Origin of the sequence: Psychrobacillus sp. NPDC093200, assembly GCF_050280345.1 — a bacterium.
GTDB classification, from domain to species: Bacteria; Bacillota; Bacilli; order Bacillales_A; family Planococcaceae; genus Psychrobacillus; species Psychrobacillus faecigallinarum.
On sequence record NZ_JBNNVC010000001.1, the window covers coordinates 891,425 to 913,265 of the forward strand.

The following is a 21,841-nucleotide window of genomic DNA, read 5'->3' on the forward strand; positions in this document are numbered from 1 at the left end:
TTAGAATTTACTTGAAGTTCATCATGTCGTCGCGATAGTTTTGTTTTAAGTCAGATTCAAGGAAATTCATGTAACGAACGAGCAATTGTGAAGCTTTTCCTCGAGTAAGAACTTCGTTAGGGTTAATACGATTCTTTTTGTCAGGATCGATTAATCCTAATTCACTTGCTACATAGATACTATCTTTTGCAGCTTTCGGTATTTTGTTATCATCGATAAATTTCGTTGTATAGCCAGGAGTTGGAGCACGTCCTTCCAAACCAAGCGAGCGTACAATAATAGTTACTGCTTCTGCTCTAGTGATGGATTTATTTGCACCAAAAATGTCAGCGTTCACCGGATTCACAATTTCTTTATTTAAAGCACTTTCGATATAGACATAGTTGGGATCTTTAACATCTAAATCTGTAAATATAGCTTTTTTTACATTTTTATTATTCTTTGGTTTTTCTTCTAAGACACGTAAATCTACTGCCTTTGCTACCGCCACAGTAAAGAGATCCTTTTTCATTGCTGCGTCTGGAGAGAAGAAGTTACTTGATTCATCGAAAATACCTAAAGAATAAAGTTTCTCTATATTTGGTTTTGACCAATGTTTTTCGATGTCTCGGAATTTAGGGACGATCAATCTTTCCACGGTAGGTGTTTTATCTTTGTATAAGTACTCAGTTCCCGTGGGGTTATACAGATTAAAAGGTATTTGATAATCATACTGGGCAACCATGTTAGACTTGCTTATAACAGAGTGTCCTCCAACAAAGCTAGAAAGAGAGGGAATATGTTTTTCATATTCTAACACTCTAGATTTACTGTCAGAAACCTTGCTAGTCACAAATGATGTCCCTTCTGGAGAATCTATTTCATAATCAATCAATTGGGTGTCTGTAGAGCCCCAGAAATTTTTGTAACCAACATTATTTCCTTCCATATAGACAGTTATTAAATCATTCGTTGTTGTTTTTCCATTTTTTTGAGTGCGTTTGTAAATTTTACGTGCGATTATATTCCCAGAATAATAATCAGTTGCTGGACGATTATCAATAACCGAACCTTGAGAAAACTGATAATCATCTAATGTAAATGTAGTTTTATTAGCCAATGTCACTTTTTCGGAATAACTCTTAATAGTAGTGTTAGCAGTCGTTTGATTCTTCTTTGTATGAATTGTTAAATCAGAAACATAGACAACGCTTCTCGTTAATTTATCTCCATACTGATTACTTAAATTGAATTTGTAGGTAGAGGTTAATTGATTTTTATTTTCTTTTTCAGTTACAGTTGCTTTTCCTGTGAATGTAATCGGAGAACCATCTAGAAAGAAAACCTCTTCATAGGAATATTCATCTAAAATGCCACCATTAAAATCTGGAACCTTGGCGCTAGCCTCATTTATACCTAGATTTAGTACAAGGAATATAGCCATCAAGGAAACAATTGTCTTGTTCATTAATTTGTTTTTCATTTTAATTTCATTTACCTCTTTCTGTATGTAATTGAGGGTATGAAACTTCATACCCTCCAAGTTGTTAGTCTACTAAAATAATTTTTGCCTGGTAATAGCTGCTGTGGATCATATAAAGTCGATCATTTCTTTTAATATCCTCTGCTTTTATCACTTTTCCTTCTTTTATGAACATAGCGTTAGTGAAATCTATATAGTTCCGCTGAGAGGCAGCAAGCCAATCGCCGTATAGCCATTCACTTACATCTTTTAGACTAAGCCGGTGGTCCCAATTATTAAAGTTGTATAAATTATTTAATCTACCAATGGAAACGGATGTTTCCGGTGTAGTATAACCAACTATTTTAGCCGCAACAATATGGTTATCCTTCACGTAGAAGTAAGCGTTTTTCCCCGTACTATAAGTAAAATCTTTTGTAGAGCTATTAGAATCCTCCGTTACTACTGTATCATTGCTGAAGCTGAAGTTAGCGTTCCCTGTTGAGTACCAATAATTATTAGAAAGCATTTGAGTATTAGTTAATGAAAGATGATATTGATTCGTATAACTAATTTGTCCAAAATACAATTGATGATCAGATAAGTTAGCGCTTTGGAAACCGTCGTTTGTTATATGGATGACATTAGCATATTGATTAGAAGAAGCTCCATTGGAAATGACAAAAGCTTTTCCACTAGGCTGAAGAGCAATAGGATCCACTAACCGGCCATTTCTAATAATAATTGTTCCACTATGATATGGAATGTTTCCAGAAGCGGATAATTTAATTGTCTTGTTTTTCGTATCTACTGCATTCAAATTCTCGTGAAGTGTTCGCTCATTTGTCTTTTTAATAATCATTTTTTGGATTACTTCTTTTCCGGATTGCTTCACTGTCACATAGTAAATCTCGTTGTTTCGATAATTACGAAGTTGGCTTTTATCAATTTTTTTAGTACCGAGAAAGATTGGTGTCTTATCTGTAAAACTCTTTGAATTTATAGTATTGCCGTTAGTGTTGCTCCAAGTCCAATTAATAAATGCTTTCTCTTCTTTAATGACTAGCTTATTTTGTTTGGAGTCAATTTGTTGAATGACACCTTTATATATATTTTCTACCTTGACACCATCTTTAGTAATTTCAATGGAGGATAAAATAGAATTGTCATATTCGGATGTTTGGAGTTTCACTCGATCTCCGACATATAAAACACTTAAATCTACTATTTTATTGTCTTTATATAATTCTGTTTCAGAATCTAAATAGAACCTGGTTGATTTTTTGTCTTTTAAATTTATTGAGATAAATTTTCCGCTTTTGTCTATTTCGTTTATAGTACCTGTAAGACTTTGACCAATGGCTTCAAGGTCACTCTTGTCAGGTGAATCTTGCTCAATTTGAACCAGACCGTTCAGTTCTATTATTTTGTTTCCCTGAAGCTCTGCTTCGACCCATACACCTTCCTTAAAGGCTCCAATAGAGGTAGGGGTTGAGTCCATGTATAGAGGGGTATATTTGTCTATACTTAACGTTATTTCTTTCCCGTTTTGATTCATCAAAATTATGTGAGTCAATTTTTTCTCTGTTGTTTTGTCAGCTAGTATGACCTCTTCATAAATTGTTTTGACGAACACGCCGCTTACCATCGAAGATGCTTTAGCAGGAGTGGACGAAAAAATGGTGCTTATTAAAAGTAATAAGCTGAATATGTATAAAGTATTTCTAAACACATATTTACCTCCTATCTTTTGGTATTTTCATATACTTTATCTATCGGATTAAAGAAGGGGATATTTAGACAGCAAAGCTTCAATTTAATTAATCATAGGAGGAAAATAAATATTCCTAAAAAATCCACAAAATGTTTTGAAAATTTTATAAAAAGGTATTTTCAAATTTAATAAAAGGAGTATAATTGCATATAATATATTGCACATCTATAAAAGTCGCAATTTACAAAATATTTAATTGATTGGGGAAATACGTCATGAATAGTGTAAAAATTAGAATCACTGAAAATGAAATGAAGAACGAAAAAACGCCAGCTAGTCAACTTGCCTTTGGTACGAAATTTACAGATCATATGTTTATTGCGGACTATACTGCAGGAATTGGGTGGCATGATCACCGTATTGTCCCTTATCAACCGCTTACGTTAGATCCTTCAGCTACGATATTACATTATGGGCAAACTGTATTTGAAGGAATGAAGGCATATTTATCGGAGGATGGAGTAGTCAGACTGTTTCGTCCCGAACAAAATATGAAACGAATGAATAGTTCATGTGACAGATTGAGCATGCCTCAAATAGATGAAGATTTTGCTTTGGAAGCATTAAAAGAATTGCTAGAGATTGATAAGGAGTGGATTCCAACTGAGCCAGGAACCTCTCTATATATTCGACCATTCATGATTGCAACGGAGGCTCATTTGGGTGTTTCCGCTTCTAAAACGTACAGCTTTTTGATCATTATGTCGCCAGTTGGTTCTTATTATAAAGAAGGTATTCATCCTGTTAAGATATTAGTAGAAAGTGAATATGTTCGTGCTGTTGCAGGTGGAACAGGAATGGCTAAAACAGCTGGAAACTATGCATCAAGCTTAAAGGCGCAGGAAGTGGCTGACAGAGAAGGCTATTCACAAGTTCTATGGTTAGACGGAATTGAACGTAAATATATTGAAGAAGTAGGAAGCATGAATGTGTTCTTTAAAATAGACGGAGAGGTTGTTACTCCATCATTGAATGGTTCTATTTTAGATGGTATTACTAGAAAATCCATTATTGAATTATTAAAATATTGGGGAGTGCCAGTAACAGAACGTAAGGTGTCTATGGAGGAAATACGCGAAGCTTATTTAGACGGTAAGCTAGATGAGGCATTTGGTACCGGGACTGCTGCAGTTATTTCTCCTATTGGTGAGTTACGTTGGAAAGGCGAATTATTCTATGTGAATAATGGAGAAACTGGCGAGATATCTAAGAAACTATATGATACTTTGACAGGTATACAACATGGCACTATTGAAGATCCATTTGGATGGGTCGTTGAACTAAAGCAGTAATAAGTATCGCTCCTAAAATTAGGAGCGATTTTTTTATGGCTCTCTTAAGTTTGAATTATATCAATTAAAATTCATCTCGTAACTAAAGTGCAAGTCCTGTCTAGTACGAAAGTTTTCACAATAAGCTACATAGTTTTCTTCTTTGATTTCTGGATATTTTGCTATCAAAGAGGGGAGTAGTTCGGTGTTTACAAAAGGATAGTCACTTTTTTTATCGTAAAAGTAAAAGGCAAAGGAGCTATAAGGATAATATTCCATTCTACTAGCCATAGCTTTAGAAGTTGTAAGTGGATTTTGGTGAATATAACTACTAACATTTAATAATCCAATGGGATCAGAAACCATACTGGAAAAAAATCTTGTTTCGTAAAGTTGTCCAAAATAATTATATTTTCGTTTGAAGTATTCAGAGTAGGTCTTGTTAATGGATAACATAACATCCGAAAGTGGTGTTTCAGGGGAGCGTATTAAAAGGTGATAATGATTATTCATAATGCAATAAGCAACAATAGTAAATTTTGATTTTTTATATGTACGTTGTAAAGCTCTAAAAAAGAGAGATACATCGCCCTCATTTAAGAATATATTCTGTCGATTATTCCCTCTCATTGTTACGTGATAATAAAGCTCCGGCTGCCAAATCCTCCTCATTCTGCCCATTCCAGTTACCTCCATCTGTCCTTTTAAACTAACATACTATAAAGCTCTCAGTTCTTCAATGACTTAAATTATGTAATATTCATAATAATTTGATTTTTGGTGTAAAAAGTCGTTTGAATTCCTATTTTGTCGCTAAATTATAGCCTAAAATATTATAAAGCAGCTTTATTACGAGAGTATTACTGGTGCCTGGCACCAGTAATACTCTCGTAATGTTTGGTTTAGGTTGCTTAAATAGGTTGTAGTAGATTGTGTTAAAATAGGTATAAAGAGGAGGGGTGCGTATGAAAGAGAATGTATTAATTATAGAAGATGAGGAAAATATTGCGCGTGTTCTTCAGTTGGAGCTGGAATTCGAGGGTTATTCTGTAGAGATTGCTTATACAGGTACAGATGGCCTTATAAAATATAGAGAGCAAGCATGGGATCTTGTGTTGCTAGATTTGATGTTACCTGGCTTAAATGGGCTGGATGTTTTAAGACGCATAAGAGCGACTGAGGCTAATACTCCAGTTATTTTGTTGACAGCAAAGAGCGGCTTAGAAGACAAAGTAAAGGGTTTGGATTTAGGAGCGAATGATTATGTGACGAAACCTTTTGAAATTGAAGAATTACTTGCGCGAGTGCGCTCTGCCATTCGCTTCAACAAGTCCTCTCTCCCTATACCGGTTAAGCAGGAGAATGTTCATGTCTTTCATTCTATCGTTTTAAACGAGCAAACTAGAGAGATTACTAATGAAGGGGATCAGGTAAATCTGACTCCGCGCGAATATGATTTGTTGCTGTATCTAATGAAGCATCCTAACCAAGTGTTAACAAGGGAACAACTGTTGGATGCGGTATGGGGATTTGATTATTATGGTGATACGAATATAGTGGATGTTTACATAAGATATGTGAGAAAAAAATTAGAGGAAAACGATCGCCTCTCTTACATTCATACGGTAAGAGGCGTTGGATATGTTTTAAAGGAGCTGAGAAATGAAGCTTAAAGTTAAGATTCATTTATTCTCAACTTTTTTGACGTTAATTATTTTAGGCTTAATGAATGTAGGAATCTATTTTATATATGAACAAATGGCATTCGACACTGAATACAATCAATTGAATAGTGACGTGGACGAGCTAGTCTCAGCTCTCAGTAAGATGGGAGTAGATGATGACCCGGCTACAATTCTGAGAGCTTTTATTCCACCAAATGGGGGTATTAGGGTTTTCAATAGTGAAAAAACCCCCATTGTATTTGTAGAATCTATCGAAGAGATGAATGAATATTTTCCAGAATTACAAGAGGGAGAACGATATACCTCAGGTTATTTTCATGGTGTTCCGGTTCTTACGATTATAAAGCCGGTAATTTGGGCGAATGGTGAAGTAGTCGAAGTACAAACTATGAAACAGCTTATTGAAGTGGATAAAAACTTGGACTTTCTACGATGGACTTTAATCAGTGTGACATTAATAGGGATGCTGCTTATGACTATTTCAAGTGTCGCTTTGGGAAACATCATTACGAAGCCTATTAACAAATTGATCAATACGATGTCTCAAAGCAGACTATCTGGAAAATATCAAAAAATAGAGTTAAGTAAAAACCGTAAAGATGAAATGACACAGATGGGCATTGCCTTTAATGAAATGATGGAGCAGTTAGAGGAAAACTACAACAAGCAGGAGCAATTTGTGTCTGATGCCTCTCATGAATTAAAAACGCCTCTAACTGTCATAGAGAGTTATGCGAAGCTATTGTCTCGACATGGCTTTAAGAATAAAGCGATAGCTGAGGAATCAGTGAATGCGATTATTAATGAAACGGCCAGAATGAAAGAGATGATTACTCAAATGCTTGTATTAGCTAAAGGGAATGGTCAGCAAACACAAAAAACAGAAACAATTGATTTATACGAACTTGTTGAAAGCACTCTACAATCTATGCGTACAGCTTATAATCGAAACTTTATCCTAAAAGGTGAGGGACCAATTTATGTAAACACAGATATGGAGCAGCTAACGCAACTTCTTTTTATTATTCTGGATAACGCTAGAAAATATAGTGAAAAGGAAATAAAAACAACAATATCAGAGTATGAGGAAAATACAGTGGTTGCGATTCTGGACTACGGTAATGGAATTCCTAAAAAAGATATTAATTATATTTTTGATCGTTTTTACCGAGTGGATGAGGCTAGAAATAGGAAAACTGGGGGAACGGGTCTGGGACTATCTATTGCTAAAGAGATAGCAAATCGACTATCTATAAAATTGGAAATAGATAGCACAGTTGGATTTGGTACTACAATTTATATTTTTATTCCAAAATCTCCAATTCTCATCAATTTTTAATGTTTGTCTTTTAAAATAGAATTGGGGGGAGGGAAAGCATGAATGAAATTTACTAAAATCAAAAAGTACTCATTGATTTTTGTATCAGTGACAGTTATTGTGGGCACTGGGTTCTTGTTGAATGTCACCCAATCGAACAGAAATTCTATATCAGAAAGTGAAGTTCGTTCCCAGCTAGAGCAATTATATGGTGCAGAGGTAACAGATATAACATTAAAAGAAGATGTGTATAAAGCACTTATTATGAAAAGCGGGACAGTTTATTTAGTTGAGATTAACCCTGAAAACGGTGACGTGTATTCATTGGAGCAAACTACTGAATATATGATTGAGGATTCAGCTTATTATGCAGGTAAAACACAAAGTGCTACATTTGACGATACTTTTGAAGTAATGGAATACCCATTGACTAGCAATATTCGACAAATAGAAAACAATAATAATATTGTGGTAGAAATGAGTCCAATCACACAAATTGAAATAAAAGAAAACAATAAAAACTCTATAAATAAAGTAGAAACTGCCCAAGCAACTGAGATTAAGTTAATCAAGTCTAGTATTTCTGCAACTTCTAAGATTGAGGAAAAGACTAACGATACTAAAGTTGATAAGCCGATAACAGAAGTGATTAAAAATGCAATAAAGGATGCCTTGAAAACTGAAAATACTAAAGTAGAGGAAGTTAAAAAAGACACCGTCAAAGAAAACGTTGCAAAAGCGGATGACACAAAAACAGAAGTAAAAACAGACTCTACTAAAATCGAGGGTATCAAAACAGATTCATCAAAATCAGAACCTGTAAAAAATGAAGTTTCTAAGACTGAAACTTCGAAGACAGAGAGTAATAAAACGGAGTCTGGTAAAGTGGAATCCGTTAAAACTGAGACTAGTAAAACAGAAACGACCAAAGCAGAAGAGGCAAAAAAAGAGGAAGTAAAAAAAGAAGAGGATGACTCTAAATCTTCCACTACTAGCACTACTCAAAGTGAGTCTAAAAAGCCTGAAGAACTAAAACCAGAGAAGCCAGCTACTGTTTTGATCACAGCTGAGCAAGCAACAAAAATAGCACAGCAACAACATAAGGGTACAGTTGAAAGTAATTCCTTTATAAAAACAAACGAAGGCGGTTACTATTTAATAGTAATGCAAACAGCGTCTACAGATGGTGAGTCAAAGGATAGTAAGGATAAGAAAACGAAAGCAACGATTCAGGTGCATGCGATTTCTGGAAAAATTCTTTCTGTGACATGGGAGTAATTAATTCTCATCAATTTCTAATAAAACTCTCTGTGTATTCTCATTTAGTTCCTATATGATGAACTTATAGCAAAATTAATATAAGTTGTTGAACAAGTTTTGAAGGAGCTTTTTCACCAACTAAGCATAATAGGGGATACTTTTTACACACGAGCGATAAAACGATGTGGAAGTAACGAAGGTAAAAAATTACGGCGATTTAAATATACCCTTGAGCGATAACAAGGAAAAACATCTCATTCTACCATCCCCGTAGAATGAGATGTTTTTATTATGTCTAAAGATAATTGCCTAGAGAGTATACAATTTGTATGATCGGACCTCTATTTGATTTCGCTTTTATTCCTAGTTTAAAATAAATGGACAATATAGGAGCAATATGGAAAAATTGTTTTGAATAAATAATCTAAATAAAAGTACTGAATAATTTTAGCTTACAATATTAATAGAGGTGAAAGACAAATGTATGACGTAGTAGCATTAGGTGAAATATTAATCGACTTCACTCCTTATGGTAAATCCGAAAATGGGAATATTTTATTTGAAAGAAATCCGGGCGGAGCACCAGCAAATGTACTAGTTATGCTGAGTAAGCTTGGATTAAAAACGTCCTTCATCAGTAAAGTAGGTGCAGACGAATTCGGAAAATTTCTAAAGGAAACTTTAGATTCCTATAAAGTAGATACAACTGGACTAGCTATAACTGACGAAGTGAACACCACTTTGGCTTTTGTTCATCTGCAGCCTAATGGAGATCGCTCTTTCAGTTTTTATCGAAAACCAGGTGCAGATATTACTTTGGAGGAAAAAGAAGTGAACTACAAATTAATAGACAGAGCCAAATTATTTCATTTTGGTTCTGTTTCAATGACTAATGAACCTGCAAGGCAAGCCACTCTTAGTGCAATTCAATATGCTAAAGATAAAGGATTACTTATTTCTTATGACCCCAATTTACGTGAAAACCTGTGGGAGGATTTGAAAGAAGCGAAGAAAATAATCTCCGATAGCTTATACTTTGCGGATATATTAAAAGTATCTGAAGAAGAGCTTCTTTTTTTAACCGATTCATCTGACTATAAAGAGGGAACAGAAACATTATATAGAAACTACGGAATCTCATTAATTTTTGTAACTCTTGGAGAAAATGGATGCTTTTTTAGATATAAGGATAAAACTGAAATTATTCCACCTTATGTAGTGAGAGCTATTGATACAACCGGATCCGGTGATGCATTCTTCGGAGCATTGTTGTACAAAATTTTAGAGAAATCTCCTATTGAAGAAATGAATATAGAAGGTCTAAAATCTAGTGTGCTCTTTGCAAATGCTGCAGGAGCATTAGCTGCTACTAAGAGAGGTGGCATACCTGCTCTTCCAGATTTAAAGGATATTACTCAGTTCCAAGAGGCAAACCATAAAATATAATTAAGAAATAAAATATTTTTGAATTATCTTCATGCTATTAACGAAAAAAACTGCACTACCTGTTGGTAGTGCAGTTTTTTTGTTTACTATTTTCTTTTTGTTAGTCTTCCGATGGCAAATGCACCAGCTGCAATACCAAGGATTGTATTTGTTTTTTTGTTGAAAACTTGTTTTACGACAAGGTTCATGTTCGCTGGTCGTTCTGCAAGGCGACGCATGAAGTATCCATACCAGTCTTTACCGAAAGGAACGTATGTGCAGAAGTTATAACCTTCTTTAGCAAGCTCTAGTTGCATATCCGTGCGGAAACCATATAGCATTTGGAATTCAAATTTGTCATATGAAATATTGTTGTCTTTGATAAATTGTTTAATATGGTTAATCACATTATGATCATGTGTTGCGATTGAAGTGAATTTACCATTCAATAAATGCCATTCAATTAATTCAATGTAATTTTTATCGATTTCTTCTTTTGTTTGGTAGGCTACATCTGCTGGTTCTTTATAAGCACCTTTTACGATTCGAAGTCGGAAGTTTTTATACTTTTGAATATCTTCAGCAGCTCGGAAGAAGTATGCTTGAATTACTGTACCTACGTTATCAAATTCCTTAGACAATTCGTCTAGGATATCAAAGGAAGGTTGTAAATGTTTGTTAGATTCCATATCGATATTAATAAATGTATCGTATTTTTTTGCTACTGCTGCGATATCTTTTAAGTTTTGTAATGCAAAATCATAATCTATATCTAGCCCTAATTGAGAGGGTTTTAATGAAATATGAGCATCAACCTGATGTTCTTCAATTGCTTCAATAACAGCGATAATTTGAGCTTTTGCTTCTAAAGCTTCTTCTTTTTCAAAAACAAACTCACCTAAATTATCTACCGTACAAGAGATACCTTGAGCATTAAGTTTTTTAATACTTTGCATTGTTTCTTCGATATTCGTTCCTGCTACAACATGTTGAGCACCCATTTTTAAACCATATTTTTTAGCTGCTCCGTTTAATGCTTTGTTTTCTGATAATGTCATAAAAATATCTTTTAACATGATAATACTCCTATCTCTATTGGGATAACTAATTATAACATAAATCACTTTCATTCGTAAAAATTAGCGTGAGTCGACAGGGAATTAACAAGAAAAATGATGAATTATTAAGATATTATAAATATTTGAAAACATCTTGCTAAATCTATTGAATTACGATAACTTTTAGTAGTATATGAATATTTTGACAGATCATATATTAGATAAACTAGGAGGTAAGACATGAAGAACAAGACGATCAAAAAAACGGCGGTAGCTGCAATTGTGGCGACATCATTATTTTCTGCATCTAGTATTTCCTTCGCAAGTACATCTATCCAACAGGTGATTGACAACGCAAGAAAAGATATCAAACAAGCTTCTTATTCTTATTCGACACCTGCTCAAGCAGGCAAATTGGCAACGAGCAAAGAATTATACCCTATATTAAATAAAGCAAAAGCAAATTATCAAAAAGCTAAAAACGAAATTAACAAATCTAATGTAAAGAATAAAGCAGCACTTCTAAAAAGCTTAGACGATTTATATTATGAACGTGTAACAAAAGGACTTATTCCGTATATCGATGCGTATAACTATGCTGACAAATATTTAACACCGATTATGAATGAAATTGAAGCAGCAGAAGCTAACAAAGACTGGGCTAAGATCGAAAAAGGTTACCATAAGCTATCTGCTCAATTAAAAACTAGAACTGCTATCTTATACCGCTTTACAGGAAGAGACGCTCGTCGTCTATTACTAACTCAATATAAAGATCCAGCTAACGAAGTAAGAAATGAATTGATGGTTCCTGTAACTGTATTTATGAAAGTTAACCAAGCTGAAGCCCTACTTTCTGCAGGAAAACAGGATGAAGCAAACAAAGTGATTGCAACAATCCAGCCACTTCTAGAGAAACTCCCGAATGAAAAGGATCTACCAGCGGTTAACCAGCTTTTGGAGATGGTACACAGCTTAAATTCTCAAGTTGACGCAGATTTTTCTCTATCTCTAATGCATGTAAATGATACTCATGGTCATGTGGAGAAAGCACCAAAGCGAGTCACTGCAGTAAAGGAGTATAGAGCTTCTCACAAAGACGCTCTACTTATAGATGCAGGGGATGTATTCTCTGGAACGCTTTACTTCAATGAATTTAAAGGCCAAGCAGATTTAGAATTTATGAATCTAATGAAATATGATGTGATGACATTTGGTAATCATGAATTTGATTTAGGAACTTCTACAGAAGGACATAAAGCATTAAAAGAGTTTATCGAAAAATCTAATTTTCCGTTTGTTAGTTCAAACGTGGACTTCTCACAAGATGATTTGTTCAAAGGGTTATTTAATGTAAAAGTATCAGATGATCCTAAAAATGGACAAATCTACAGCGGTATTGTAAAAGAAATAAACGGTCAAAAAGTTGGTATCTTCGGTTTAACTACTGCTGAAACAGAAGGTATCTCAAGTCCAGAAAAAGTAAAATTCACTGACTACATTAAAGCAGCTCAAACTATGGTTGATGAGTTCGAAAAGCAAGGAATTAATAAGGTTATGGCTGTCACTCATATTGGTTATGATGACAACCCGGCAGTAGATAATGACTTAATGCTAGCAGCTGCAGTTACTGGAATTGATGTAATAGTTGGTGGACATAGCCATACAGAGCTGAAAAAGCCTGTAGTTGTAAGTAAAGATAGTAAAGGTGCTGAAAAGGATCCTACTGTTATTGTGCAAGCTTATCAATATAGTGATTTCCTAGGAACTTTAGAGGTAGACTTTGATAAAGAAGGTAAAGTAATTGCTCATGAAGGTGAGTTAATTCCAATTAAAGATCAAAAAGATGATGAGGAAGCCCTAAAGCTTTTTGAAAAGTACTCAACTAAAGTAAAAGAAATTGAATCAAAAGAAATTGGTGTATCTACGGAGAAGGATTTAGAAAATCCTCGAGTAAGCGAAGATGATTCACAGCCAAGCGTACGTAAAAACGAAACAATTTTAGGTAATATCATTACAGATGGTATGCTAGCTAAAGCTAAAAAGTATGATAATAAAGTAATTATGGCGCTTCAAAATGGCGGAGGTATACGCTCAGAAATCAAAGCGGGACCACTCACAGTTGGTGATGTAATTACTGTTCTTCCTTTCGGTAATACACTAGCTACAATGGAAATCAGTGGTGCTGACTTAAAAGCAGCATTTGAGATTAGCTTCAAAACCTATCCAAAGGAAAATGGCGGATTCTTACATGTGGCAGGTGGTAAGGTAACATTTGATTCTTCTAAACCTGCTGGAGAGAGAGTCGTTTCCATTCAATACTATGGAGCAGATGGTAAATTAGTAGATATTAAGGATAATGAGACATATGTAGTTGCCACAAATGCGTTCACCGCTAAAGGTGGAGATAGCTATGATGTGTTTAAGAAAATCTACGAAGCTGGTAAAGTAACTGATTTAGGTCTTTCGGATTGGGAAAACCTACGTGAACAATTAGAGTCTCTTGTTAAAATACCTACAGAAATTGAAGGTAGAATTGTTGATGTAAAAAAATAAAATAAATCCTTTAAACCCCTTATCTTTTTAAAATAGATAGGGGGTTTTTATATGCACACTTATTTCCAACATAACGTAAAAAATAAACAAATATATTGTATGTGTGGTCGGAAATGGATTTCTATTACTCTAAAATTCACTTCTTTTTTATTTGTTCGTAATATTATGTCAGAACCTTCTCTTTCATAACAGTTGATTAACAATGATTTTACAACCGTTTAGTAAGAATTATGCGGGGTATTTTAAAGATTAGGCACCTGATATTTACACTTAGGTGTATATCTAACTTCCAGCTTCAAGTCGAAGCGAGTGCTTACTTTCCAAAAGAAAGAGGAGGCGTTTTCTTATGAAGAAAACAGGTATAAAAGCAACAGCTGCAACAGCCCTTCTATCAGCTACAATTTTAGGAGGACCTTTAGTTGGCAGTGCACATGGAGGACCAGGAGATCACGGTGGCCCTAGTAAAGATAAGGGACATTCAAAAAACGGATATAAATCTCATCAAATGATGGAGAAAAGGGAACAGCAGAAAGATGAGCGTAGAGACGGATTAGAGCAGAAACGTGGCCAGTGGAACAATAATGTTGATAACGTCAGTAATGTACAGGATAAAAAAATTGATAGAAGTAAAGGAAATGCGGGAGTGGCCCATCAGGATAGGGAACATGTGAAACCAAATATGCCAGAAGTTTCAGGAGTTACTTTTGCAGTAGCAGACGCTTATGGTAAAAATACTATTTTGCCACTGTTAGCAAACATTAATACAGCAGAGGCAAAATTAGATTGGCCAGTCCTTGCAGAAAATTATCATCTGCTATCTAAGGAATTAAAATATGGCACGGCTATTTTTTATAAAACGACCGGTGAAGAAAATAGAAGTACCCTGATCGCTAACTATAAAGCACCTGCAGAAGAAGCAAGGGGAAAGCTAGCTTTACCATTGTCCATTTATACAGGACTAGTCCAAGCTGAAAAAGAGCTGGATGAAGGTAATGTAGCGAAGGCATGGAAAAAAATTGAGAAACTTAAAGTACTAGCGAGCAAATTAGACAATGTGGAAAACAATGCTTTACAAAAGGACATAGTGAATAAAGTAAATGCTTTAGAGGAAAATGTAAAAAATGATCTCCCAGATCAAACTTTCTCTAAGCAACTATAGGCTTTAATAAAGTGATCTCCCTTACTTGCTAAAGTTGTAATTTGATAGCTTAAACAGAATAAAATTTATAAAAGGGTTGTAAGTGTAGCTTGGCACTTACAACCCTTTTAGTAAAGTATATGCTTTCTTTTTATCTACAGCGAGCCTCTATAGAAAAAGCTATAGTAGATGGTCGTTTAATTGTTTACTAACTTGATTTCTTAATATGCTGATTTAAATATCCAACGGTCTATTGTGAATTTTTTTATAGTCTCCATATTCGGTTCATAGCCTATTCCGTATCCAGTCGGGGCAGTAATGTATCCATCTTTAGCAATAACCTCTGGACTAATAATATCCTCATCCCAATAACGGGAAGAACTAGATGTATCTCCTGGAAGAGTAAAGTTTGGTAAGGTTGTAAGCGCAATGTTGTGTGCCCTACCGATACCGGCTTCTAGCATACCTCCACACCAAACAGGTATATTTTTTTCCATGCAATAGTCATGTATTTTTTTCGCTTCTGTCAGTCCGCCAACACGACCTATTTTAATATTAATAACTTTAGCGCTGCCTAATTCTACTGCTTTTTTAACATCCTCTAGTGAGAGAATACTTTCATCCAAGCAGATGGGAGTTTGTATTTCATTCTGTAGCTTAGCGTGGTCTACAATATCATCGTAATCTAGTGGTTGCTCTATCATTAATAGATTATATTGGTCGAGCTCTTTTAATAATGAGATGTCTTTAAGTGTATAAGCTGAATTAGCATCGGCCATTAAAGGTATATTTGGGAAAGCTTCTCTTAGAGCTGCTATTAAATTGACATCTTGTCCAGGTTTTATTTTGACTTTAATACGTTTATAACCTTCATGTATGTAACGACGGACTACGTTTAATAGCTGCTCTGTGCTCTTTTGTAAACCAATACTTACTCCTACTTCAATTTTTTTAACTGAACCACCGAGTGCCTCGGAAAGTGTTAAGTGATTTCTTTTTGCGTAAAGGTCCCAAATGGCTCCCTCTATACCGGCCTTTGCCATATTGTTTTTTCTTATAGGAGAGAATATGGCAGATACTTCGTCAGGGTGGTTTATTTGTTTATTTAACACTAAAGGGATTAAAAAATCTTTTATGATATGTAAATTGGTTTGAAAGGTTTCCTCGTTATACCAAGGCGCTTGGAAGGCAGTAGTCTCACCCCAGCCGATATTTCCCTCTTTATCCATGACTTCAACGAGTAGGAAAGGCTTCTCTTGAACACTACCAAAGCTAGTGACAAAAGGGGTTTTCATATTCATATTCAGATGATGTAACGTTATTTGTTGAATGATCAATTTTATATGGCTCCTTTGTTTGGAGGTACTTCAGGATTTTTTAATAAACTGATAATAATTCACCGGCTCATTGGTTTTTCGAACTGCAATAATAGAGTAATCCTCTATAAATAAAGTTTGAATAATTTTTCTAATTTGCAGATTCCACTTTAATGCTAAATCAGGCTCGGTAACCCGCATTTCCTGTATCAGTTGAGGAATTGGCACCTCATATGCTTCCTCTGTCGGAATAAATAAACAAGGTTCAATTAATACTGGATAATTATGTTCTGTAATGGCAATTTGAAATGGTTGTTTAAAAGTTTTATTTTCCGACATCCAATTATCCTCCACTTTCTCACTCTTAATCTACCACTTTTTCATAACTGTTTCATTGATATTCCATGTAATTTTATGAATCCTCGTCAGTACTTTCAAAAAGAAAATGACTCGGAATACTTTGATACATAATCTGCCTATTTTTGAAGGCATCCTTTTGCTCCACAATTAACCCAGAAACGATAGCATTCATAAATGAAAATAAGGGGGCTACTGCATCAAAGGTCGATTTATTTTGAGAAAACACAGGAAATAATACGTCGCTAAATTCATGAATAGGAGCGAGCATAGAATCACTGATACCAATAACATAAGCCTTTTGTTTTTTGACAAGCTCAGCAATTTGAAGTGTTTCCTTCAAATAACGATGAAACGATATAATGATGACAACTGAATTCGAGTTCATCTGGGAGACAGTTCTAATCACATCTTCAGTATCTGGTCTTATAAAGTGAACATTTTCTTTTACTAGCCCTAAAGAAAAGGAAAGCCAATTCGCTGCTGGATATGAAGTACGTAGACCCAAAACGTATATTGCTTTAGCCTTTGACAGGCGCTGAACAGCTGCATAATAAGAAGCAGCATCTATTTGATCCATAGTTGTGAGGATGGATTGGCGATCTTTCTCCATAACCTGTTTATGAAAGCTATCTTCTTGAGACAGCTCAATTTCTGTGTGCTGATAGGGGCTAGTCGTGGGTTCATTTATAAAAAAATGTTCTCGCATTCGTTTTTGAAGCTCCACATAGCCTGAAAAGCCAAGAGAATATGAAAATCGTATAACAGTTGATTCACTTATCCCTATTCTTCCACCTAATTCGGCGGCGGAACAAAGCGCAATATCCCTAGGATGATCTAGTACATAAGTAGCCATCTTTTTTTGACTTTTAGACATACTAACGAAGTTATCTCGAATCAGATTATGTAATATCACATTGTTCTCCTTTTGAAGTTAAGGCATTATTTGAGATCCTTTTTGAAGTAGAAGCTTCATTTTCTATTATTGCTTAATTTATCATAATATTCCATTGATTACAATTACTTTTTGGTAAATGGTAATTATTACGTAAATTGTTTATAATAGCTTAATCGTAAAACGAAAAAACCCACTTATTAGTGGGTTGAAATTATTTTGTATTTTCTTTTTTCTCGTTTTTTTTATCCTCTTCGGCGATAAAATCAGGACAACCTTCTCCAACCATGTTAAGAGAGGCGATCTCATCTAAATCTCGCCTTCTTTTCATTTCATTCGGATCAACAGGATTTGAATGCAATTATTATCCCCTCTCAACTTTTACTTCAATATATTCTTTCAAAAAAGAAAAAAGTCCAAAAAAATATTTTGTCCATAAAAAATTGCTTAAATTTGTATTATGTGCAGGAATTAAATCACAAATGATTCTGATAATTGTAAAAATAAAATGAAATAGTAAAATAAAATTAATAGAGGGGAGCGTTAATCGTGCCAGTTAAACATTTTGTCCATGGAATGAATAAAAGTATTAGTCATGTCGAAAAATCTGTAGAACAAATGGTATTTCAAACGAGTATGACTAAGGCGGAACAACAACAAATTATGCAAGCTTTACTAGAACTAAGTGAAAAAGTAAAACTGATTGAAACATATATTAATATGGAAAAAAGAAAAGACATCTCTTAATGTCATTTCTTTTAACAAATATTTAAGCATGCCCAGGTTATAAAGACTCGTAAGAAAGTGCCTCAGCAATTTTTGTGATCTCTGTCAAAGGTGGATGACAAATATTGTTTTGACATATTTGCACAGATAAGGCCTGTGGCGAATCGTTCATTGACCACACATCAAATGGTCTGTATGTTGTCTGCAGGAGAGTGGTAATATCTCCAAATGGATGACCGCTTAATTTTATTTGTCTACCATTACTATTTTGTGACATAAAGCCAATTAGTAAAGAAAGATGAGAGGTAGGGTACAGTGTGATTTCCTCAGCAAAAGTTGTGACTGTTCTTTCAGCCTCTTTCAGTAGAGCCATGTCATCTGTAATTTTTGCTAGTTTCCATAACTGCCAGGCAACGGTTCCGTTTCCGGAAGGAATAACCTGATCCATCACGATTTTTTCTCGAACCAATAGTTTTTCGGCATTATTGCTTGTAAAATAAAATCCTCCGTTTACTTCATCCTTAAATTGCTGTGTAATTATTATTGCTGTTTTTTTAGCTTTTTCTATATATTTTTCTTTTCCTGTAGCCTCATATAGTTCGATAAATGCCCATAATAAATTAGCATAGTCATCCAAATATGCGATATGCTTTGTCTCGCCTTCTCGATATGTTGCATATAGTGTGCCTTCCCTTATAAGATGGGATTCTATAAATTGAAGTGCATCTTTTGCTAATTCGATAAAGGGAGAGTTAGTAAATACGGCTCCTGCCTTTGCAAGTGCAGCGATCATCAACGCATTCCAAGAAGTAATCACTTTGTCATCCAAATGAGGGGAGACACGTGATTGACGCTGCATTAATAGCAAGGTCCTTGAATTCTCTATACGTTCCTCCCATTCATCCTCTGATATATTAAACTCTTCTAGAATAGAAGCTGGATCGATATAAATCAGGTTCGGTATGTTTTCGCCCTCGAAATTTCCTTCTTCCGTAATATCATAGGTCTTAGCAAAAAGTAAGCCTTCCACGCCTCCTAAGACCTCCATTATTTCATGATAAGACCAAGTATAATACGTACCTTCTTTACCTTCACTGTCTGCATCAAAAGCAGAATAAAATGCACCATTTGGATGTAACATTTCTCTTTTAAGAAATTTAACCGTATTATAAACAATTTCTTCATATTGCGGGATTCTGGTGATTTGGTACGCCTCTGTATAAACCATTAGAAGTAAGGCTTGATCATATAACATTTTTTCAAAGTGAGGTACAAGCCAAACCTCATCTGTAGAGTATCTAGCAAATCCATAGCCGAGATGATCATAAATTCCACCACGAGCAATCCCATCTAAAGTAGTTTCTACTATGTTTAGAGCGTCTGCATCCTTTGTTGTATCATAGTATCTCATCAAAAAGAGCAGGTGAAGAGGAGAGGGAAACTTTGGCTCTTTTCCGAATCCGCCATATTGGGAATCAAACATACTCGATAAATGTTTGAACGCAGTTTCAAATATAGAAGGTGGTAGAGTTTTGTCTTGACCCATTTCCTTTTCGGTAGCTTGAAGTGCCGCAGTGAGCTTTTCACTAATCTCTTCTATATGTTCAAATTCGTTTTGAAATACATTATGTAATCGTGGCAGCAATTCAAGCAAGCCGGGTTTTCCGTACTTTTGTTCCTTTGGAAAGTAAGTTCCTGCATAAAAGGGCTTTTGCTCAGGTGTTAAAAAGACATGGAGTGGCCATCCTCCTTCTCCAGTTAGCATCTGGCAAACGGTCATATAAATAGAATCAATATCCGGGCGTTCCTCTCGATCAACCTTTATGGATATAAAATACTTATTTAAAATGTCGGCGATTTCTTGATCCACAAAAGATTCTTGTTCCATCAAGTGACACCAATGACAACTACTATATCCAATACTAACAAAGACCGGCTTGTTCTCTAGTTGTGCTTTTTCAAATGCCTCCTTGCTCCATGTAAACCATTCGACTGGATTATAAGCATGTTGCAGTAAATAAGGAGATTTTTCAGTGATTAGTCTATTAGGTTTATTATTAGGCATTAAATCAACTTCCTTCTGTAAGAATGATTTATTTGTACTTTACCCAATAATTGATCTTTTAATAGTTATCAATGGCTTTAGTATTATATTTTCTTATATATAAAGCAGAGTTAACATCTAGTTTGTATAGAAAAATATATAAATATAATTATATTCTATTTGTCTTTTTAAATGGTACAATGTGGAATGTATATAGTGTAAAGGGATTTATATACATAAGATTTTAGTAACTAATAGGTAATAAATACAAAAGGATTGTGTATGTAAATGAAATTAGAATTGCTTTTAAATGAAGTAAAGAATATTAAGGGAAATCATGAACTTATTCAACGGAAAACTGGAGGCTACTATAATATTTTTGAGATTACCAATATTGCTCATGATGAGGTACGGATATGCCGTTTCCTCTATGATTTATTAAATCCGAAGGGTAGTCATTATCAAGGAAATATTTATTTACAACTTTTTATCGAACATGTCCTTCAATTAGAAATACCTTTAACGGAAATAGAACACGTTAATGTATATCGTGAATTCTTAATTGAAAATAATCGGAGAATTGATTTAGTCATTCAGACGCCTAATTATTTTATTCCAATTGAAGTTAAAATTTTTGCAACAGATCAAGAAAATCAGTGCGCAGACTATTTAAAAGTAGCCCAAAATGCCAACGTTTTTTATTTAACTCGTTTTGGTGAAATGCCTTCTGATAGTAGCATTATAGAGAAGAAACACATTACTCCAATCTCTTTTTCTCTAGATATTATCAAATGGTTAGATAAATGTCTTGAGCACCGTGATATTATCAAGGTTGCATCCATACGAGAGGTACTTTTTCAGTTTCAATCAGCTATTAGGAATTTTACAAACCAATTGGAGGATGAGCAAGAGATGGAAATAAAAGAGCTGCTGAAAACCTCGTCTGCATCAATGAAAAGTGCTGTTGCAATTGAGAAGAGTTTAAAAGGGGTAAAAACTGATTTATTGCTTCGTATATTTAAAGGATTAGAAGAACGCATAGGGTTGGGAAAATTACATAATACATATGATTATGAATTTAATAACATGAAAAAAATAGAAACCTTTTATGATGTAAAGGGCAGTACTTGTCCAGGGATTAGTTATTTATATAAAGAAAATGTGAAGCCAGGAGTGGATATTTGGTTTCGACTTGAAATAGAAGATTATTTAGATGCTGGATTTGTCGTGGCTAAAAATTCAGAGCTTACTCAACAGGTTTTAACTGAAGAAGAAATTAAACTTCATATTCCTCATTTAAATCCCGAGCTCTTAAACTGGTGGGCGTATTGGGAACACTTACCTGTAGATGATGCAAATCAAGTTCCTAATTTTAAATATTTAGATGATGAAAATTTATATTTTAAGCTTTTTGATGAATGGTATTTTAAAGAATTTATAAACGAGTCAATGAAACGAATTGAATTAATTTTTCCATATAGAAAGTAAAGTAATTTTCGAGGTAGGATTTTTTTGCTCTATCATTATACAGTTGCTAGTAGAACGCGAACGTAGCTAATACCCCTCAAAAAGCCCAA

Annotated in this window: 18 protein-coding genes; 9 read left to right on the plus strand and 9 right to left on the minus strand. The window is 34.5% G+C overall.

From position 1 onward, the window contains the following. Positions 1-7: 7 nt before the first annotated feature. Both ACQKNZ_RS04375 and ACQKNZ_RS04380 read right to left on the minus strand, forming a co-directional pair. The gene (locus tag ACQKNZ_RS04375) at positions 8-1,462 is read right to left on the minus strand and encodes an S-layer homology domain-containing protein (protein WP_186318106.1); all 1,455 of its coding nucleotides are present in this window, start codon (positions 1,460-1,462) and stop codon (positions 8-10) included. 64 nt (positions 1,463-1,526) lie between these two features. Continuing rightward, positions 1,527-3,173 carry a hypothetical protein gene (locus tag ACQKNZ_RS04380; protein WP_427658327.1) on the minus strand — a complete coding sequence of 549 codons (1,647 nt, stop codon included), beginning with the start codon at positions 3,171-3,173 and terminating at the stop codon, positions 1,527-1,529. A 257-nt stretch (positions 3,174-3,430) separates the two neighbouring features. Here ACQKNZ_RS04380 and ACQKNZ_RS04385 point away from each other — a divergent pair, with 257 nt between their 5' ends. Continuing rightward, positions 3,431-4,507, plus strand: a complete 1,077-nt coding sequence (locus ACQKNZ_RS04385; protein WP_427658330.1) for a branched-chain amino acid aminotransferase — start codon at positions 3,431-3,433, stop codon at positions 4,505-4,507. Between the two features lie 60 nt (positions 4,508-4,567). Here the strand turns inward: ACQKNZ_RS04385 and ACQKNZ_RS04390 are convergent, their stop codons facing one another. Beyond that, positions 4,568-5,167, minus strand: coding sequence for a transposase (locus ACQKNZ_RS04390; protein WP_186318107.1), 600 nt, complete (start codon positions 5,165-5,167; stop codon positions 4,568-4,570). A gap of 284 nt (positions 5,168-5,451) precedes the next feature. Here ACQKNZ_RS04390 and ACQKNZ_RS04395 point away from each other — a divergent pair, with 284 nt between their 5' ends. The 4 genes from ACQKNZ_RS04395 (at position 5,452) to ACQKNZ_RS04410 (ending at position 10,195) form a co-directional block, all read left to right on the plus strand. Beyond that, the gene (locus ACQKNZ_RS04395; protein ID WP_151111000.1) at positions 5,452-6,159 is read left to right on the plus strand and encodes a response regulator transcription factor; all 708 of its coding nucleotides are present in this window, start codon (positions 5,452-5,454) and stop codon (positions 6,157-6,159) included. Further along, complete coding sequence (locus tag ACQKNZ_RS04400) at positions 6,149-7,510, plus strand: sensor histidine kinase (protein WP_427658333.1); 1,362 nt, start codon at positions 6,149-6,151, stop codon at positions 7,508-7,510. Before ACQKNZ_RS04395 ends, ACQKNZ_RS04400 begins: the two co-directional genes overlap by 11 nt. Before the next feature lie 42 nt (positions 7,511-7,552). Continuing rightward, positions 7,553-8,767 carry a PepSY domain-containing protein gene (locus tag ACQKNZ_RS04405; protein ID WP_154311331.1) on the plus strand — a complete coding sequence of 405 codons (1,215 nt, stop codon included), beginning with the start codon at positions 7,553-7,555 and terminating at the stop codon, positions 8,765-8,767. Positions 8,768-9,229: 462 nt separating this feature from the next. Next, a complete protein-coding gene (locus ACQKNZ_RS04410) occupies positions 9,230-10,195 on the plus strand; it encodes a carbohydrate kinase family protein (RefSeq protein WP_154311330.1) in 966 nt (321 codons plus the stop codon). An 86-nt stretch (positions 10,196-10,281) separates the two neighbouring features. Here ACQKNZ_RS04410 and ACQKNZ_RS04415 read toward each other — a convergent pair whose 3' ends face one another. After that, complete coding sequence (locus tag ACQKNZ_RS04415) at positions 10,282-11,250, minus strand: proline dehydrogenase family protein (RefSeq protein WP_151110992.1); 969 nt, start codon at positions 11,248-11,250, stop codon at positions 10,282-10,284. Positions 11,251-11,472: 222 nt separating this feature from the next. Between ACQKNZ_RS04415 and ACQKNZ_RS04420 the strand changes: the two genes are divergently transcribed. After that, a complete protein-coding gene (locus ACQKNZ_RS04420) occupies positions 11,473-13,788 on the plus strand; it encodes a 5'-nucleotidase C-terminal domain-containing protein (protein WP_427658336.1) in 2,316 nt (771 codons plus the stop codon). A 346-nt stretch (positions 13,789-14,134) separates the two neighbouring features. Further along, positions 14,135-14,947 carry a hypothetical protein gene (locus ACQKNZ_RS04425; RefSeq protein WP_151110990.1) on the plus strand — a complete coding sequence of 271 codons (813 nt, stop codon included), beginning with the start codon at positions 14,135-14,137 and terminating at the stop codon, positions 14,945-14,947. A 200-nt stretch (positions 14,948-15,147) separates the two neighbouring features. On the opposite strand, the gene menC is transcribed toward ACQKNZ_RS04425, so the two are convergent. The 4 genes from menC to ACQKNZ_RS04445 all read right to left on the minus strand — a co-directional run bounded on the left by menC (position 15,148) and on the right by ACQKNZ_RS04445 (position 17,855). Further along, complete coding sequence (menC, locus tag ACQKNZ_RS04430) at positions 15,148-16,263, minus strand: o-succinylbenzoate synthase (RefSeq protein ID WP_144537462.1); 1,116 nt, start codon at positions 16,261-16,263, stop codon at positions 15,148-15,150. Between the two features lie 30 nt (positions 16,264-16,293). After that, positions 16,294-16,581 (minus strand): hypothetical protein, encoded by a 288-nt coding sequence (locus tag ACQKNZ_RS04435; RefSeq protein WP_151110988.1) that lies wholly within the window; start codon positions 16,579-16,581, stop codon positions 16,294-16,296. A gap of 73 nt (positions 16,582-16,654) precedes the next feature. Then, entirely contained in the window at positions 16,655-17,515 is an 861-nt protein-coding gene (locus ACQKNZ_RS04440; protein WP_144537466.1) for a MurR/RpiR family transcriptional regulator, read from the minus strand. Between the two features lie 193 nt (positions 17,516-17,708). Further along, positions 17,709-17,855 carry a hypothetical protein gene (locus ACQKNZ_RS04445; RefSeq protein WP_427658339.1) on the minus strand — a complete coding sequence of 49 codons (147 nt, stop codon included), beginning with the start codon at positions 17,853-17,855 and terminating at the stop codon, positions 17,709-17,711. 188 nt (positions 17,856-18,043) lie between these two features. On the opposite strand from ACQKNZ_RS04445, the gene ACQKNZ_RS04450 reads away from it, so the two are divergent. Next, complete coding sequence (locus tag ACQKNZ_RS04450; protein ID WP_144537468.1) at positions 18,044-18,241, plus strand: hypothetical protein; 198 nt, start codon at positions 18,044-18,046, stop codon at positions 18,239-18,241. 37 nt (positions 18,242-18,278) lie between these two features. On the opposite strand, the gene ACQKNZ_RS04455 is transcribed toward ACQKNZ_RS04450, so the two are convergent. Next, entirely contained in the window at positions 18,279-20,285 is a 2,007-nt protein-coding gene (locus ACQKNZ_RS04455; RefSeq protein ID WP_340844240.1) for a thioredoxin domain-containing protein, read from the minus strand. A gap of 267 nt (positions 20,286-20,552) precedes the next feature. Between ACQKNZ_RS04455 and ACQKNZ_RS04460 the strand changes: the two genes are divergently transcribed. Continuing rightward, entirely contained in the window at positions 20,553-21,752 is a 1,200-nt protein-coding gene (locus tag ACQKNZ_RS04460; RefSeq protein ID WP_144537472.1) for a PD-(D/E)XK nuclease family protein, read from the plus strand. The last annotated feature ends 89 nt before the right edge of the window (positions 21,753-21,841 follow it).

Coding starts and splice junctions, on each gene's coding strand:
- ACQKNZ_RS04410 (WP_154311330.1), top strand. CDS start 9,230: ATGTATGACGTAGTAGCATTAGGTGAAATATTAATCGACTTCACTCCT.
- ACQKNZ_RS04460 (WP_144537472.1), top strand. CDS start 20,553: ATGAAATTAGAATTGCTTTTAAATGAAGTAAAGAATATTAAGGGAAAT.
- ACQKNZ_RS04455 (WP_340844240.1), bottom strand. CDS start 20,285: ATGCCTAATAATAAACCTAATAGACTAATCACTGAAAAATCTCCTTAT.
- ACQKNZ_RS04415 (WP_151110992.1), bottom strand. CDS start 11,250: ATGTTAAAAGATATTTTTATGACATTATCAGAAAACAAAGCATTAAAC.
- ACQKNZ_RS04400 (WP_427658333.1), top strand. CDS start 6,149: ATGAAGCTTAAAGTTAAGATTCATTTATTCTCAACTTTTTTGACGTTA.
- ACQKNZ_RS04395 (WP_151111000.1), top strand. CDS start 5,452: ATGAAAGAGAATGTATTAATTATAGAAGATGAGGAAAATATTGCGCGT.
- ACQKNZ_RS04420 (WP_427658336.1), top strand. CDS start 11,473: ATGAAGAACAAGACGATCAAAAAAACGGCGGTAGCTGCAATTGTGGCG.
- ACQKNZ_RS04375 (WP_186318106.1), bottom strand. CDS start 1,462: ATGAAAAACAAATTAATGAACAAGACAATTGTTTCCTTGATGGCTATA.
- ACQKNZ_RS04390 (WP_186318107.1), bottom strand. CDS start 5,167: ATGGGCAGAATGAGGAGGATTTGGCAGCCGGAGCTTTATTATCACGTA.
- ACQKNZ_RS04385 (WP_427658330.1), top strand. CDS start 3,431: ATGAATAGTGTAAAAATTAGAATCACTGAAAATGAAATGAAGAACGAA.
- ACQKNZ_RS04425 (WP_151110990.1), top strand. CDS start 14,135: ATGAAGAAAACAGGTATAAAAGCAACAGCTGCAACAGCCCTTCTATCA.
- ACQKNZ_RS04405 (WP_154311331.1), top strand. CDS start 7,553: ATGAAATTTACTAAAATCAAAAAGTACTCATTGATTTTTGTATCAGTG.
- ACQKNZ_RS04435 (WP_151110988.1), bottom strand. CDS start 16,581: ATGTCGGAAAATAAAACTTTTAAACAACCATTTCAAATTGCCATTACA.